Source organism: Rhodococcus sp. RDE2 (assembly GCF_020885655.1).
Taxonomy (GTDB): Bacteria; Actinomycetota; Actinomycetes; order Mycobacteriales; family Mycobacteriaceae; genus Rhodococcus; species Rhodococcus pyridinivorans.
The window spans coordinates 3,156,450-3,172,214 of record NZ_AP025186.1; the positions used below are offsets into that span (position 1 = coordinate 3,156,450).

13 protein-coding genes are annotated in these 15,765 nt (G+C 69.5%); 4 read left to right on the forward strand and 9 right to left on the reverse strand.

Features of this window, described 5'->3' with window-relative positions; all coding sequences use genetic code 11:
• Positions 1-17 precede the first annotated feature (17 nt).
• The 6 genes from LPH33_RS14720 to LPH33_RS14745 form a co-directional block, all read right to left on the reverse strand.
• Positions 18-764, reverse strand: a complete 747-nt coding sequence (locus tag LPH33_RS14720; protein WP_145691177.1) for a succinate dehydrogenase/fumarate reductase iron-sulfur subunit — start codon at positions 762-764, stop codon at positions 18-20.
• Between the two features lies 1 nt (position 765).
• Positions 766-2,682 carry a fumarate reductase/succinate dehydrogenase flavoprotein subunit gene (locus LPH33_RS14725; RefSeq protein ID WP_229565032.1) on the reverse strand — a complete coding sequence of 639 codons (1,917 nt, stop codon included), beginning with the start codon at positions 2,680-2,682 and terminating at the stop codon, positions 766-768.
• Positions 2,683-2,727: 45 nt separating this feature from the next.
• Positions 2,728-3,564 carry a hypothetical protein gene (locus LPH33_RS14730; protein ID WP_145691179.1) on the reverse strand — a complete coding sequence of 279 codons (837 nt, stop codon included), beginning with the start codon at positions 3,562-3,564 and terminating at the stop codon, positions 2,728-2,730.
• Positions 3,561-3,848 (reverse strand): hypothetical protein, encoded by a 288-nt coding sequence (locus LPH33_RS14735; protein ID WP_016694393.1) that lies wholly within the window; start codon positions 3,846-3,848, stop codon positions 3,561-3,563. Before LPH33_RS14735 ends, LPH33_RS14730 begins: the two co-directional genes overlap by 4 nt.
• A gap of 104 nt (positions 3,849-3,952) precedes the next feature.
• Positions 3,953-4,666 (reverse strand): dethiobiotin synthase, encoded by a 714-nt coding sequence (gene bioD / locus LPH33_RS14740; protein ID WP_229565033.1) that lies wholly within the window; start codon positions 4,664-4,666, stop codon positions 3,953-3,955.
• On the reverse strand, positions 4,663-5,802 hold the full coding sequence (locus LPH33_RS14745; protein WP_229565034.1) for an 8-amino-7-oxononanoate synthase: 1,140 nt from the start codon (positions 5,800-5,802) through the stop codon (positions 4,663-4,665). The genes bioD and LPH33_RS14745 overlap by 4 nt, the downstream gene beginning before the upstream one ends.
• A 99-nt stretch (positions 5,803-5,901) precedes the next feature.
• On the opposite strand from LPH33_RS14745, the gene LPH33_RS14750 reads away from it, so the two are divergent.
• Positions 5,902-6,690: an alpha/beta fold hydrolase gene (locus LPH33_RS14750; protein WP_160875800.1), complete on the forward strand. Its 789-nt coding sequence runs from the start codon at positions 5,902-5,904 to the stop codon at positions 6,688-6,690.
• A 9-nt stretch (positions 6,691-6,699) separates the two neighbouring features.
• Here LPH33_RS14750 and LPH33_RS14755 read toward each other — a convergent pair whose 3' ends face one another.
• On the reverse strand, positions 6,700-7,989 hold the full coding sequence (locus tag LPH33_RS14755; RefSeq protein WP_160875798.1) for an adenosylmethionine--8-amino-7-oxononanoate transaminase: 1,290 nt from the start codon (positions 7,987-7,989) through the stop codon (positions 6,700-6,702).
• 148 nt (positions 7,990-8,137) lie between these two features.
• On the opposite strand from LPH33_RS14755, the gene LPH33_RS14760 reads away from it, so the two are divergent.
• The 3 genes from LPH33_RS14760 to treY are packed head-to-tail and all read left to right on the forward strand — an operon-like array spanning position 8,138 to position 14,975.
• Entirely contained in the window at positions 8,138-10,240 is a 2,103-nt protein-coding gene (locus LPH33_RS14760) for an acyltransferase family protein (protein WP_160875796.1), read from the forward strand.
• A 47-nt stretch (positions 10,241-10,287) separates the two neighbouring features.
• Positions 10,288-12,585, forward strand: a complete 2,298-nt coding sequence (glgX, locus tag LPH33_RS14765) for a glycogen debranching protein GlgX (protein WP_160875794.1) — start codon at positions 10,288-10,290, stop codon at positions 12,583-12,585.
• Positions 12,582-14,975, forward strand: coding sequence for a malto-oligosyltrehalose synthase (gene treY, locus LPH33_RS14770; RefSeq protein WP_420714448.1), 2,394 nt, complete (start codon positions 12,582-12,584; stop codon positions 14,973-14,975). Before glgX ends, treY begins: the two co-directional genes overlap by 4 nt.
• Here the strand turns inward: treY and LPH33_RS14775 are convergent.
• Together LPH33_RS14775 and LPH33_RS14780 are read right to left on the reverse strand one after the other, a co-directional pair.
• On the reverse strand, positions 14,972-15,484 hold the full coding sequence (locus tag LPH33_RS14775) for a DUF2029 domain-containing protein (RefSeq protein WP_160875790.1): 513 nt from the start codon (positions 15,482-15,484) through the stop codon (positions 14,972-14,974). The two genes, treY and LPH33_RS14775, sit on opposite strands and share 4 nt — an antisense overlap.
• Positions 15,481-15,702: a helix-turn-helix transcriptional regulator gene (locus tag LPH33_RS14780; RefSeq protein ID WP_160875788.1), complete on the reverse strand. Its 222-nt coding sequence runs from the start codon at positions 15,700-15,702 to the stop codon at positions 15,481-15,483. The genes LPH33_RS14775 and LPH33_RS14780 overlap by 4 nt, the downstream gene beginning before the upstream one ends.
• Positions 15,703-15,765 lie beyond the last annotated feature (63 nt).

Genomic DNA, 15,765 nt, shown 5'->3' on the forward strand with positions numbered 1-15,765 from the left:
CGGTTCCTGCGTCCGGTTCAGCGCCGGAACAGCTTGTTGCCGAGCCAGACGATCGGGTCGTAGCGACGGCCGGCGACGCGTTCCTTCATCGGGATCAGCGCGTTGTCGGTGATGTGGATGTTCTCCGGGCACACCTCGGTGCAGCACTTGGTGATGTTGCACATACCCAGGCCGTGCTCGTCCTGCGCGACGTCGCGCCGGTCGGCGACGTCGAGCGGGTGCATCTCGAGTTCCGCGATGCGCATGAGATAGCGGGGACCGGCGAAGGCCTCCTTGTTCTCCTCGTGGTCGCGCACCACGTGGCAGACGTTCTGGCACAGATAGCATTCGATGCACTTGCGGAACTCCTGGGAGCGCTGCACGTCGACCTGTTGCATCCGGTACTCCCCCGGCGCCAGATCCGGGGGCGGCGCGAAGGCCGGTATCTCGCGTGCCTTGCGGTAGTTGAACGAGACATCGGTGACGAGATCTCGGATGATCGGGAAGGTGCGCATCGGGGTCACGGTGATCGTCGCGTCGGGATCGAACAGCGACATGCGGGTCATGCACGTCAGGCGCGGGCGACCGTCGACCTCCGCCGAACACGATCCGCACTTGCCTGCCTTGCAGTTCCAGCGCACGGCGAGATCCGGTGCCTGGGTGGCCTGCAGGCGGTGCAGGATGTCGAGAACGACCTCCCCTTCGTTGACCTCGACGGTGTAGTCCCGCAGTTCCCCGCCGGCGGCGTCGCCCCGCCAGATCCTGAACGCCGCCTGGTAGCCCATCTCAACCCCTCCGTCCGGGATGGTCCGCGAGTTCCTCGTCGGTGTAGTACTTCCCGAGTTCGTCGATGTCGAACAGCTCCAGCAGGTCGGGGCGCATCGGTTGCTGCCATTCGGCGGTGACCGTCACGTCGGGGACGAACGGGTCGCCGCCGTCCAGGCGACAGGCGAGCAGGGTGCGACGCCATTCGGGGTCCATCGACGGGTGGTCGTCGCGGGTGTGCCCCCCGCGGCTCTCGGTGCGCTGCAACGCGGCCCGCGCGACGCACTCGCACACGAGGAGCATGTTCCGCAGGTCCAGGGCGAGATGCCAGCCCGGGTTGAACTGGCGGTGGCCCTCCACCGCGACGTTGCGGATCCGTGCGCGCAGGGTGTCGAGTTCGCGCAGCGCGCGTTCGATCTCGTCCGCGCGCCGGATGATGCCCACGAGATCCTGCATGACCTGTTGCAGGTCGGTGTGCAGGGTGTACGGGTTCTCGGCGCGATCGGCATCGGCCGGATCGAAGGGCGAGAGCGCCGCGCGGGCGGCGGCGTCGATGTCGGCGTCGCCGACGATCGGCCGCGACGTGAGGCCCTGCACGTAGTCGGCGGCGCCGAGACCTGCTCGGCGACCGAAGACCAGCAGATCGGACAGCGAATTCCCGCCCAGCCGGTTCGATCCGTGCATGCCACCGGAACATTCCCCGGCGGCGAACAGCCCCGGGACTGCCGCAGCGGCGGTGTCGGGGTCGACCTCGATGCCGCCCATCACGTAGTGGCAGGTCGGGCCGACCTCCATGGCCTCGGCGGTGATGTCGACGTCGGCGAGTTCCTTGAACTGGTGGTGCATCGACGGCAGGCGGCGCATGATCTCGTCGGCCGGCATCCGCGAGGCGATGTCGAGGAAGACACCGCCGTGCGGAGTCCCCCGGCCGTCCTTGACCTCGGAGTTGATGGCGCGGGCGACCTCGTCGCGCGGGAGCAGGTCGGGCGTGCGGCGATTGTTCTCCTGGTCCTCGTACCAGCGGTCGGCCTCCTCCTCTGTCTCCGCGTACTGGCCTTTGAACACCGGCGGGATGTAGGAGAACATGAACCGCTCCCCCTCGGAGTTCTTCAGCACTCCGCCGTCGCCGCGCACACCCTCGGTGACGAGGATGCCCTTCACGCTCGGCGGCCAGATCATCCCCGTCGGGTGGAACTGGACGAACTCCATGTTGATCAGGGTGGCGCCGGCACGCAGGGCGAGGGCGTGACCGTCGCCCGTGTACTCCCACGAGTTCGACGTGACCTTCCACGACTTGCCGATACCACCGGTGGCGATGACGACCGCGGGCGCCTCGAACAACACGAATCGTCCGGTCTCGCGCCAGTATCCGAACGCGCCGGCGATGCGTCCCTCCGCGTCCTTCAGCAGTTCGGTGATGGTGCATTCGGCGAAGACCCGCACCCGGGCCTCGTAGTCGCCGTGCTCGGCGTGATCCTCCTGCTGCAGTGACACGATCTTCTGCTGCATCGTGCGGATGAGTTCGAGTCCGGTGCGATCGCCGACGTGCGCGAGCCGCGGATAGGTGTGACCGCCGAAGTTGCGCTGGCTGATCCGGCCGTCGGAGGTGCGGTCGAACAACGCTCCGTAGGTCTCCAGCTCCCACACGCGGTCGGGGGCCTCGCGGGCATGCAGTTCGGCCATCCGCCAGTTGTTGAGGAACTTGCCACCGCGCATCGTGTCCTGGAAGTGCACCTGCCAGGAGTCGCGGGGGTTGGCGTTGCCCATCGCGGCGGCGCATCCGCCCTCGGCCATCACGGTGTGGGCCTTGCCGAACAGCGACTTGCACACCACCGCGACGGAGAAGCCGCGTTGCCGCGCCTCGATCACCGCGCGCAGCCCGGCACCGCCTGCTCCGATCACCACGACGTCGACCTTGTGCCGTTCGACATCCACCATCCGTGTTCCCCCTCCTCCGGTGCCGCCGGTGTCGTGCCGTGCGCGTCAGCCGATGAACCGCAGATCGGCGATGGTGTCGCTCGCCACGAGCATGATGTAGAAGTCCGTGAGGATCAGGGTTCCCAGCGTGATCCACGCGAACTGCATGTGCCTGGTGTTGAGTTTCGAGACGAACGTCCAGATCCGGTAGCGCACGGGGTGTTTCGAGAAGTGCCGCAGCCGGCCGCCTGTGACGTGCCGGCAGGAGTGGCACGACAACGTGTAGCCCCAGAGCAGCACGACGTTGACCAGCAGGATCAGGTTGCCGAGTCCGATGCCGAACCCGCTCGGACCGCGGAAGGACAGGACGACGTCGTAGGTGTTGATCAGCGACACCACGAAGCCGGCGTAGAAGAAGTAGCGGTGCGAGTTCTGCAGGATCAGCGGGAACCGCGTCTCGCCGGTGTAGCGCCGGTGCGGTTCGGCGACCGCGCACGCGGGCGGCGACAACCAGAACGATCGGTAGTAGGCCTTGCGGTAGTAGTAGCAGGTCAGCCGGAAGCCGAGGAGGAACGGCAGCGACAGGAAGGCGAGCGGGATCCACATCGGGAGTTCGCCGACCCACGTGCCGAAATGGCGGGCGCCCTCTACGCACGACGCGCTCACGCACGGCGAGTAGAACGGTGTGAGGTAGTGGTAGTCCTCGACGTAGTAGGCGCTACGCACGAACGAGCGGATCGTCGCGTACACCACGAACACACCGAGACCGAGGACGGTGAGTGCGGGTGTCTGCCACCAGCGATCGATCCGCAGCGTCCGCGCGGCGATCCGTGCGCGGCCCTCGGAGCGGACGCCGGTGGCCGGCTCACCGCGCGCCGCCGGCGTCGCCTCGGAGGTGCTCACCGCGAGCCGTGCAGCCCGCCGAGACCTTCGTCGTCCGTATCCGTTCCGCGGAACAACGAATCGTCGTACGGCGTATCGGGAATCGGGATGCGTTCACCGAGACTGTTGACGACCTCGCGCGGAGGATGTTCGGCGAAGTCGCGTATGTCGATGTCGAGACGTTCGACGTCGTTCGACAGCCTCTTCACCGGGGCTGCGTCCCCGTAGCGCGATCGTAGGGATCCGAGGCATTGGCGCAGGTGGGCGGCGGTGCGCTGAAGTTCCTGCAATTCGCTGATGGACATCCGTACCTCCGGGCCGAGCGGTCGACATGTCCCTTCCGTAGCGGGTATCGGCATGTCGCGCCGGCCGACACGATGGGAACAGGCCAGTTGCAGTGTGGCATCCATCACAGTACAGCGGAAGATCCGCCCGCACGCCGTTTCGTCGGGAGCGGCAGATCCGACCACCGGGAGGCACGGGCGGCGAAGACACGGGCAGCGAGTGCGCCGCTGCCGGCCGGGATCCGGCCCACGACAGGGACGCCGGTGACGTCGGGGAGGTCGTGGAGATTGCATTGTTCCGCCAGATCCGGTGCGGCAGGCCAGGATCCGATGATCACCCCCATGCACTCGACCCCCGCCGAGCGGAGCGCCGCCACGGTGAGCGCGGTGTGGTTGAGTGTGCCCAATCCGGCGGCGGCGACGATCACCGCCGGCGCTCCGAGCGCGGCCGCGACGTCGGCGAGAGTGAAGCCACCCGCGCCGAGCCGGACGAGCAGACCTCCCGCACCTTCGACCAGGGTGAGGTCGTGCTCGGCGTCGAGCCTCCGGACGGTGCCGACGATCTCGTCGAGGGTGAGCAGCGGGCGTCCGCTGCGCCGCGCGGCGGTGTCGGGTGCGAGCGGATCGGGGTACCGCGCGAGTTCGACGAGCCGGACACGGTCCCCGGCCAGTCGCCGGATCTCCTGCAGGTCACCCGGCCCGTCGTCCCTCACGCCCGTCTGGGCGGGTTTGCACACCGCGACCCGCAGTCCCGCAGCCACGGCGTTCGCGGCGAGCGCGGCGGTCGCGACGGTCTTGCCCACATCGGTCGACGTGCCGGTGACGACGAGGACGCTCACGCGCGGGCTCCCGCGAGGACGTCGGTGAGCACCTCGTCGACGAGGGCGCGTTCGTCGGCGGTGAGGTTCGCGCGGGCCGTCAGGCGCAGCCGCGAGGTGCCGGCCGGCACCGAGGGCGGACGGAAGCAGCCGACGTGCACACCGCGGTCGCGGCATCGCGCCGCGGCGTCGGCGGCGACGTGCGGATCGCCGAGGATCACCGACACCACCGCGGACGGCGGCGCCTCGACGCCCGTGAGACGAGCCAGGTGCGCGGCCTGCTCGAGCACGGCAGCGGCACGGGCGGGTTCAGCGCGCAGCACCTTCAGCGCGCCCCGGGCGGCACCGACGGCGGCCGGGGCGAGTCCGGTGTCGAAGATGAAGGTGCGGGCGGTGTCCACGAGATGTTCCCGCACACGCCCGTCGGCGAGGACGGCTCCACCCTGGGAGGCAAGGGATTTCGACAGCGTCGCGGTGACGACCACATCGGGCTCGCCGGCGAGGCCCGTTTCGTGGACGAGTCCGCGGCCCCCCGCGCCGCGGACCCCCACTCCGTGGGCCTCGTCGACGAGGAGCAACGCGCCGTGTGCTCGGCAGACGCGATGCAGTTCCCGCAACGGCGCGAGGTCGCCGTCGGTGCTGAACACCGAGTCGGTCAGGACGAGCGCGCGGGCCTCGGTGCGCGTCGCGAGGGCGTGCGCGACCGCGTCGACGTCGTTGTGGGGCGTGACGACGATCCTCGAGCGGGACAGTCGGCACGCGTCGACGAGCGAGGCGTGGCCACCGGCGTCCGAGACGATCAGTGCGTCCCTGCCGCCGAGGGCGGCGACGGCACCGAGGTTCGCGGCATATCCGCTCGAGAACACCAGGCCGCTGTCGGCCCCCACGAAGTCGGCGAGTTCACGTTCGAGGAGTTCGTGTTCGGCGGTGGTGCCGGTGACCAGACGCGATCCGGTGGCACCGGCTCCCCATCGCCGCAGGGCAGCGGTGGCTCCCGCGAGGACCTCGGGATGGCCGGTCAGGCCGAGATAGTCGTTGGAGGCGAGGTCGACGACGGTCGAGCCGGGGGTGCGGACGACGGGGTCGCGGTGCAGACCCGCTGCGCGTCGCGCCGCCGCGGTGTCGTCGAGCCACGCCAGGGCGGGATGTGCGGTCATGAGCGGTGACCATACTTGAACACCGTTCAAGTCGCCATATCGGTCGGCTCGGATCGTAGGCTCGGACGGTCCGGCAGACCCCGACGAAAGGCAGGTGACGTGGTCGTCCACATCGAGTCCCGGGACGGAACGACGATCGGATTCCGCAGGCTCGGGCAGGGACCGGGTCTCGTCGTCGTGCACGGCAGCATCGCGACCGGGGACGAATGGTCGCGCGTGGCCTCCGTCCTGGCGGACCGCTTCACCGTCCATCTCGTGGACCGGCGCGGGCGCGGGCTCAGCGGCGACGCCGACGCGTACTCGATCGACACCGAGATCGCCGACATCGCCGCGGTTCTCGACGCCGCCGGACCGGACGCCTCGCTCGTCGGGCACTCCTACGGCGCACTGTGCGCCCTCGCGGCGGTCGCCTCGGGAGTCGACGTGCCCGGACTCGTCCTCTACGAACCGCCGGTGCCGGTCGCCGGGCCGCTCGCCGGAGCCGCCCTCGCACCGTATGCGGCAGCAGTGGACGCCGGGGACCTCGACCGCGCGCTCACCATCGCCATGATCGACATCCTCCGCGTCCCCGCAGCAGGGGTCGATCGGCTGCGCGGCACCCCGATCTGGTCCCGGATGGCGGAGCTGGCACCCACCTGGGTGCGCGAACTGCGCGTCATCGACGGTCACGGGCCGGATGTCGCGAGGTACGCCTCCGTCACGACCCCGACCCTGTTCCTGCAGGGCTCGCGGACCGCGCAGCACCACGTCGTGGCCACCGAGGCCCTGCGGGCCGTCATGCCCGACACCCGGTTGGTCGAGTTCTCGGGGCACGAGCACTTCGCGCACGTCACCACCCCCACGGCGGTGGCCGACGCGATCGCGGAGTTCCTCACCGCGGTCCGCTGACCGCGGCGGTCACCGGGTGTTCGCGCCGACGGCGGCGATCATCCCCGAGGTGATCGCCGCGAGATCGTCGGCCGAGCAGATGTAGGGCGGCATCGCGTAGACGAGATTGCGGAACGGCCGCAGCCACACCCCGGCCGCCACAGCGGCGTCGGTGGTCGCGCGCATGTCCACCGGATCGGTGAGTTCGATCACGCCGATGCCTCCGAGGACGCGGACGTCCGCGACCCCCGGCAACTCGCGTGCCGGCGCGAGCCCTTCCGTCAGTCCCGCGTTCACCGCCGCCACCTCGGCCCTCCAGTCGCGGGAGAGCAGCAGTTCGACCGCCGCGACGGCGACGGCGCACGCGAGCGGGTTGCCCATGAAGGTCGGACCGTGCATCACGCCACCGCCCTCCCCCGCGCTGATCGCCTCGGCGACGGCCCGCGTGCACAGTGTCGCGGCGAGGGTCATGTATCCGCCGGTGAGTGCCTTGCCCACGCACATCACGTCCGGGCTCACCTGTGCATGGTCGGCGGCGAAGAGTTCGCCGGTGCGCCCGAAACCGGTCGCGATCTCGTCGAAGATCAGCACCAGTCCGTGCTCGTCGCACATCCTGCGCAGCTCGCGCAGATACCGCGGGTCGTGGAAGCGCATGCCGCCGGCACCCTGGACGACCGGCTCGACGACGATCGCGGCGAGCTCGTCGACGTGCTCGAGCAGAACCGCCTCGAACTGCGCGACGTAGCCGGGATCGAAGTGAGCCGGTGGGGCCGGCGCGAAGACCTGCCGTGCGAGCATGTCGGTCCACAGTGCATGCATGCCGCCTTCCGGGTCGCACACGCTCATCGGGGCGAAGGTGTCGCCGTGGTAGCCGCCGCGCCAGGTGAGCAGGCGACGCCGTCCCGGTCTGCCGACGGCACGCTGGTACTGCACCGCCATCTTCATGGCCACCTCCACCGACACCGAACCCGAGTCGGCGAGGAAGACCGTGTCGAGACCGTCGGGGGTGATGTCGACGAGCAGTTCCGCGAGCCGTGCGGCGGGCTCGTGGGTGAGACCGCCGAACATCACGTGGCTCATGCGGTCGAGCTGATCGCGGACGGCGGCGTCGAGGACCGGATGCCCGTATCCGTGCACCGCGGCCCACCACGAACTCATGCCGTCGACCAGCTCACGACCGTCGGCGAGGACGATCCGGGTACCGTGGGCACGGTCGACCACCAACGATTCGGTGGTCGCCGGAAACGCGCCGTAGGGGTGCCAGAGGTGCCGAGCGTCGAGGGTGCGGATCCGCTCGACCGGGAGAGGAGAGTTGCCCACGCCCAGACTGTAGGCGGTTGGAAGTCGCCGCCCGCAGCCGCGTAGTCTGCCCGAGTTGCCGTGAACGACGCTCACGGCAATCGACCGGTGCGCTCGTCGCCGGTTCGCAGCACAGCCGAACACGTAAGACACCGGGGGTATCCGTCACATGTCCGTCCACACCTCGGGACCGGAACTCGAGAGTGGTGCGCGGGCAGCAGGCACGCGCCCCGCACGTCGTGCCGACATCGACGGATTGCGCGGTCTCGCGATCGCGCTCGTGGTGATCTTTCACGTCTGGTTCGGTCGCGTCTCCGGTGGTGTCGACGTCTTCCTGGCGCTCTCCGGCTTCTTCTTCGTGGGCACGCTCCTGCGGACGGCCGACTCCTCGGCCCCGCTCGATCCGCGTCCGGTCCTGCGGCGGATCGGCCGGCGTCTGCTGCCGCCGCTCGTCGTCGTGCTCACCGCCGTCGCGGCCGCCACGGTGGTGCTGCGGCCGTTCACGCAGTGGCTCGAGGTGGCCGACCAGACCGGCGCGTCGCTGCTGTTCTTCCAGAATTGGCACCTCGCCCGCACGGCGAGCGACTATCTGGCCGCCGATCCGATGGTCAGTCCGCTCCAGCACCTGTGGTCGATCGCCGTGCAGGGCCAGTTCTACATCGCGGCGCTCGTGGTGGTGTTCGGCTTCGCGTGGCTGCTGCGACGGATGTCGGTGCCTGTCCGTCTGCCACTGACGGTGCTGCTGGCCGTCCTCACCGCGGCGTCGCTGGCGTATGCGGTGCTCGCCGACCGGCCGCAGTCGTGGCTGTACTACGACAGCGCCGCCCGTGCGTGGGAGCTGACCCTCGGTGGACTGCTGATGTGCCTGTCGCCGTGGCTGCGGGTTCCGCGCGTCCTGCGGATCGTGCTCGGCGCCCTCGGCCTCGCGGTGCTGCTCGCGTGCGGCTTCGTCCTCGACGGCAACTCCCTCTTCCCCGGCCCGTGGGCACTCGTCCCCGTCGGTGCGGCGATGGCGCTCGTCGTCGCGGGCATCCGCTCCGGCTCCGGTCCTGACTCCGACTCCGGCGCCGAGCACGACACACCGTCGGCGCGACTGCTGGCGTCCGCGCCCATGGTGCGCCTCGGGGCGATCGCCTACGCGCTGTACCTGTGGCACTGGCCGATCCTCATCGGCTACCTGATCGTGCGCGGCCATACGTCGGTCGGCCTCGTGGGCGGGCTCGTCGTGATCGCCCTGTCGCTGCTGCTCGCCGAGGCGTCGACCCGGTGGTTCGAGGACCCGATCCGCCGCGTCGAACCCCCTCGGCCGTCCCGCACCGCGCTCGTAGGTGTCGTGACGGTCCTGGCCGTCGCCCTCGTCGGGGCCGCGAACCTCTGGCACACCCATGTCGACCGTTCGACGGAGACCCTCGACGACATCGCCGCCCTGCCGACGGAGCTGTATCCCGGCGCGGCGGTGTTCGATCCCGCCGTCTCCACCGAGCCGCAACCGGTGCAACCTCCGCTGCTCGTCGCCCACCGCGACCTGCCTCCTGCGACGCTCGAGAACTGTATTGCCCAGCACACCAACCGCACACCGTTGACCTGTACCTACGGCGACCCGCTCGCGACGCGCCGCATGGTGATCGTCGGGGGGTCGCACTCGGAGCACTGGCTCGCCGCGCTCGACGCGCTCGGCATCGAACACGGTTTCCGCCTCGACACCTATCTCAAGGTCGGGTGCCCGCTCTCCGATCCCCTCGCCCCGCTGGTCGAGGAGTCCCCGACGGTCGAGTGCGACACGTGGTCGACCGCCGTCCTCGCGGAACTGCGCGCCGATCCGCCCGACTACGTGTTCACCACGTCGACGCGCACCAAGGACCAGGGCGAGGGACCGGGCGACTTCGTCCCGTTCTGGTACGTCGATCTGTGGGAGACGCTCGCCGATTACGGCATCCCGGTGGTCGCGATCCGCGACAACCCGTGGCTGTTCCGCGGCGACGTCGCCTATCGGGCCGCCGACTGCCTCGCCGGAGGCGGCACCGCGGAGACGTGTGGCGTGCCCCGTGAGGAGGCGCTGGACCCGGTCGACCCGGCCGTCGCCGCGTCCGCGCACCTGCCCACGGTGTCGCTGCTCGACCTGTCCGACAAGTTCTGCCGGCAGGATCTGTGCCGGGCGGTGGAGGGAAACATCCTCATCTACCGCGACGAGAACCACCTCACCACGACCTACGTCCGGACGCTGACGCCCGAGCTCGGCCGACAACTCGGTCCCGCCACCGGTTGGTGGTGACGCGCTCACCCGGTGCCCGGACCGCCGGAAGGCTACTGTTGGCGGACATGGAGCCCACCGAAGCGAGCGCTAACGACGAGATGCCCGAGACCCTGGAAGTGTGGCCGGGATCCCCGTATCCCCTCGGCGCGACCTACGACGGGGCGGGCACGAACTTCGCACTGTTCTCCGAGATCGCCGAGAAGGTCGAGCTGTGCCTGATCTCCCGTGACGGGACCGAGACCCGCGTCCCGCTCGAGGAGGTGGACGGTTACGTCTGGCACGCCTACCTTCCGACGGTCTCCCCCGGTCAGCGTTACGGCTACCGCGTGCACGGTCCGTTCGATCCGGAGAACGGCCACCGCTGCGATCCGAGCAAGCTGCTCCTCGACCCGTACGGGAAGGCGTTCGACGGGTCGTTCGACGGCGACCCGTCGCTGTTCTCCTATCCGCTGCCCGGTGCCGAGTCCGAGACCGACAGCGGCGCGGACGAGAGCACGGACGACACCGAGGACCCGGGCACCGAGGACACCGACACCGGCGAGGCCGCGGCCGCCGACGACGCCGAGCCCGAGGCGATCGCGACGGGGCAGACCTCCGACGCCGCCGCGGAGCTGCCCGGCCTGGATTCGCTGGGCCACACCATGACGACCGTGGTGATCAACCCGTTCTTCGACTGGGCGATGGATCGCCAGCCCCGTCGCCCCTACAACGAGACGGTCATCTACGAGGCCCACGTCAAGGGCATGACGGCCACGCATCCGGACGTCCCGGAACACATGCGGGGCACCTACGCCGGTCTCGCCCACCCGGCGATCATCGACCATCTCCTCGATCTCGGCGTCACCGCGATCGAGCTGATGCCCGTGCACCAGTTCATGCACGACCAGGTGCTGATCGACCAGGGACTGCGGAACTACTGGGGATACAACACCTTCGGGTTCTTCGCGCCGCACGCCGAGTACTCGTCGTCGACCAAGCCGAGCGCCGTGGTCGCCGAGTTCAAGGCGATGGTGCGGGCCTTCCACGAGGCGGGCATCGAAGTGATCCTCGACGTGGTCTACAACCACACCGCCGAGGGGAACCATCTCGGTCCCACCATCTGCTTCCGCGGCATCGACAACGCCGCCTACTACCGCCTCGTCGACGACGACAAGGCCTACTACATGGACTACACGGGAACGGGCAACAGCCTCAACGCCCGTCACCCGCACACCCTGCAGCTGATCATGGACTCGCTGCGCTACTGGGTGACCGAGATGCACGTCGACGGCTTCCGGTTCGATCTCGCGTCGACCCTGGCGCGCGAGCTGCACGACGTCGACCGGCTGTCGGCCTTCTTCGATCTCGTCCAGCAGGACCCGGTGGTCTCGCAGGTCAAGCTCATCGCCGAGCCGTGGGACGTCGGTGAGGGCGGCTACCAGGTCGGCAACTTCCCCGGTCAGTGGACGGAGTGGAACGGCAAGTACCGCGACACGGTCCGCGACTACTGGCGCGGCGAACCGGCCACCCTCGGCGAGTTCGCGTCGCGCCTGACCGGCTCGTCGGATCTGTACGAGGACACCGGTCGCCGTCCCGGCGCGTCGGTCAACTTCGTCACCGCCCACGACGGGTTCACGCTCGCGGATCTGGTGTCGTACAACGAGAAGCACAACGACGCCAACGGCGAGGACAATCGCGACGGCGAGTCGCACAACCGGTCGTGGAACTGCGGAGTGGAAGGCCCCACGGACGATCCCGAGGTCCTCGCGTTGCGCGGGCGCCAGCAACGCAACATGCTCGCGACGCTGATCCTGTCACAGGGCACGCCGATGCTCGCCCACGGCGACGAGTTCGGTCGTACCCAGCAGGGCAACAACAACGTGTACTGCCAGGACAACGAACTGTCATGGGTGGACTGGTCGCTCGCCGAGTCCAATGCCGACCTGGTCGCGTTCACCCGTAACGTGATCGCGCTGCGCACCGAGCACCCGGTCTTCCGTCGTCGCCGGTTCTTCGAGGGCCGGCCCATCCGCAGCGGCGATCAGTCCCGCGACATCGCGTGGCGCACGCCGGCCGGCGACGAGATGATGCCCGAGGACTGGGACAGCGGTTTCGGCAAGTCGCTCGCGGTCTTCCTCAACGGCGAGGGTATCCCCGAACCCGACCAGCGGGGGCAACGCGTCGTCGACGACTCGTTCCTGATGTGCTTCAACGCCCATCACGAACCCATCGAGTTCGTCACCCCCGACGGCCCGCACGCCGAGGAATGGACGGTCGCGCTCGATACCGACGTTCCCGACGGATTACGTGAGGAGACGGTCGTCGCCGGTAAGCCGGTCCGGGTGCAGGCGCGCTCGGTGCTGGTGCTCCGGAAGACCCGGTGACGACCGGCGGCACGGAGTCGGCAGGTGTGAGCGGCGGCGGCGCGGGGAATACTGCGCCGGTGTTGTCCACCTACCGACTCCAGATGCGCGGCGACGAGTGCACCTTCGCCGACGCCGTCGCCCTGCTCGACTACCTCGACGCCCTCGGTGTCTCGCACGTCTACCTCTCCCCCGTCCTCAGCGCGACGATCGGATCCACCCACGGATACGACGTGGTCGATCCCGGCACCGTCTCCGAGTCGCTCGGGGGACGCGAGGGGCTGGAGCGGTTGTCGCGTGAGGCACGCGCCCGGGGCATGGGGCTGGTCGTCGACATCGTCCCGAACCATGTCGGGGTAGCGGATCCGCGGCAGAACGCGTGGTGGTGGGACGTACTGAAGCACGGCTCCGGGTCCCGGTACGCGTCCTTCTTCGATCTCGACCTCGCCGGCGACAACGGCGCGGACGGACGGATCGCCCTGCCGGTGCTCGGATCCGACGACGACGTCCGTGAACTGACCGTCGACCGTTCCGGCGACGAGCCTCTGCTCGCTTACTACGACAAGAGATTCCCCATCGCCCCCGGAACCGACGACGGCGATGGCGAAGAGGTCCATGCGCGGCAGGCCTATCGGCTCGTGGCGTGGGACTCGGGCCTGATCGGATACCGCCGCTTCTTCACCGTCGACGATCTCGCCGCCGTGCGGGTGGAGGATCCGGCGGTGTTCGACGCGACGCACGAGCAGGTCGCGTCGTGGATCGCCGACGATCTGGTCGACGGGATCCGCGTCGACCATCCCGACGGTCTCGCCGATCCGGCCGGTTATCTCGCGCGTCTGCGCGAGGTGATCGGTCCCGATCGGTGGCTGGTGATCGAGAAGATCCTCGGCGACGCGGAACCGCTGGACGCGACCCTGCCGGTGGACGGCACCACCGGCTACGACGCGCTCGGGGAACTGTCGGCGGTGTTCGTCGATCCGTCCGGTGAGCCGGAACTGAACGCCGCATCGCGGAGGTTCACCGGCACCGAGGGCGACGCGGCGTGGCTGCACGCTCGCGAACACGACCTCAAACGCTCGGTGCTCGGCAGCGGACTCGCGCCGGAGGTGCGCCGACTCGTGCGGGCGATCCGACGCGAGACCGGCGACACCGACTGCGACGACGCGGCGCTGCACGAGGCCGTGATCGCCGTCGCCGCACAACTTCCCGTCTACCGCGCCGACTACGCGCCGCTCGCGACCCTGGTGCCGCGCATCGTCGGCGACCTCGCCCGGACACAACCCTCGCTCGACCCGGCGCTCGCGGTGTTCGCCCGGGCGCTGGCCCTCGGCGGCGAGGCCGCGACACGCTTCGGCCAGGTCTGCGGTGCCGCGACCGCCAAAGCCGTCGAGGACTGCCTGTTCTATCGGGCGGCGCGGCTGATCTCGTTGCAGGAGGTCGGCGGGCAACCCGCCCGTTTCTCCGTCACCCCGGCCGAGTTCCATCTCGCGTGGACCCAGCGGGCGCGGCAGTGGCCGCGAGCGATGACCACCCTGTCGACCCACGACACCAAGCGCAGCGAGGACGTCCGCGCGCGGATCGGCGTGCTCTCACAGGTCGCCGACGAGTGGTCCCGCCGGCTCGGGACGTGGAACGACCGTGCGCCCGCACCGGATCCGGCGATCGGCCTGTTCCTGTGGCAGACCCTGTTCGGAGTCTGGCCGCTCGACGGAGTGGTGACCGCCGAACTGCGCGAACGGATGCACGCCTACGCGCAGAAGGCGCTGCGCGAGAACGGAACCCGCACCACGTGGACCGAGGTCGACGAGGAATTCGAGACCGCCGTGGGCAACTGGCTGGACGCGATCTTCGACGGGCCGGTCGCCGGTGAGCTCACCGCATTCGTCACCGAGGTCGAACCGCACGTCGCGGCCGTCTCGTGCGGCCAGAAACTGTTGCAACTGCTCGGCCCCGGCGTCCCCGACGTCTATCAGGGCACCGAACTGTGGGACGACTCGCTCGTCGACCCGGACAACCGGCGGCCGGTGGACTTCGACGCCCGACGGCGACTGCTCGACGCCCCCGATTCGGCCCCGGCGAAGTTCACGATCGTGCGCACCGCGCTCCGGTTGCGCCGCGAACGACCCGCGAGCTTCGTCGGCGGGGCGTACGTTCCGGTCCTCGCGACCGGTCCGGCCGCCGAGCACCTGCTCGCATTCGGCCGCGGTCCGGCGCCGGACGACCTCGACGTACTCGCGGTGGCCTCCCGCCGCACCGTGGCGCTGTCGCGCTCGGGGTGGAAGGACACCACCGTCGACCTGCCGGACGGCGACTGGTCGGACGCCCTGACCGGACGCTCCTTCACCGGTCGGGTCCGGGTCGCCGATCTGCTCGACTCCCTGCCGGTCGCAGCGCTCGTCCGCGCCCGTTAGTCCTCGAGCGCGTCGAGCGCTTCTTCCGCGTCGAGCCGGCGCTGGGTGCGTCGCCGACTCCAGGCGAGAACCAGTCCTGTGAGGACGATGACGACCGCCGCGCCGGCGACGCGCCCCGCCCAGGTCGCGGCGTCGTTCTCGAAAGGCCGGCTCTCGTAGCGCAAGCGGAGGAAGATGCCGGCGACGCCGACGAGATAGAGCGCGGCGGCGGCGGCACTGCGGGGTCGCCACAGTTTCGCGGTGGCGTACAGGTCGACGTCGCGTTGCCGCGCGTACAACTGGGTCACGATCGACACGACGAACCAGGCCACGAGGAGGCCCAGCGCCGTCCACGCCCCGGGGCGGCCGGCGAGCCACGGGAGCAGCGCCGCCGCGACCAGCGCGATCCATTGGGACAACTGGAATCCCACGGCCGAGGCTTCGTTCCACACGTCGCGCTGACGTTCGTCGCGGTAGAACTCGTCGTCGAGATCGCCGATGAAGCGCGCGGTTTTCAGGAAGACGGTCATGAGAGCTCCTTGGTGGTGAGCGGGAACAGTTCCTCGACCGTGGTGTCGAGTCTGAGGGCGAGACGAAGGGCGAGGTAGACGCTGGGCGCGTAGTCGCCCTTCTCGGTCGAGACGATGCTCTGCCTGCTGACGCCGACCGCGTCGCCGAGCGCGGCCTGGGTGAGTCCCGCTTGCTTGCGGAATTCGCGGACCCTGTTGCTCCTCGGTGTGTCGGTCACGGCCAGAAGTAAACTCTGCTTGTCATTTTGCGTCAAGCATTCTTGTCATTTTCGATCATCGAA

Excerpts from the sequence above, each read along its gene's own strand:
- LPH33_RS14720 (WP_145691177.1), bottom strand. The coding sequence starts at position 764 with ATGGGCTACCAGGCGGCGTTCAGGATCTGGCGGGGCGACGCCGCCGGC.
- LPH33_RS14725 (WP_229565032.1), bottom strand. The coding sequence starts at position 2,682 with ATGGTGGATGTCGAACGGCACAAGGTCGACGTCGTGGTGATCGGAGCA.
- LPH33_RS14735 (WP_016694393.1), bottom strand. The coding sequence starts at position 3,848 with ATGTCCATCAGCGAATTGCAGGAACTTCAGCGCACCGCCGCCCACCTG.
- LPH33_RS14745 (WP_229565034.1), bottom strand. The coding sequence starts at position 5,802 with ATGACCGCACATCCCGCCCTGGCGTGGCTCGACGACACCGCGGCGGCG.
- LPH33_RS14760 (WP_160875796.1), top strand. The coding sequence starts at position 8,138 with ATGTCCGTCCACACCTCGGGACCGGAACTCGAGAGTGGTGCGCGGGCA.
- glgX (WP_160875794.1), top strand. The coding sequence starts at position 10,288 with ATGGAGCCCACCGAAGCGAGCGCTAACGACGAGATGCCCGAGACCCTG.
- LPH33_RS14775 (WP_160875790.1), bottom strand. The coding sequence starts at position 15,484 with ATGACCGTCTTCCTGAAAACCGCGCGCTTCATCGGCGATCTCGACGAC.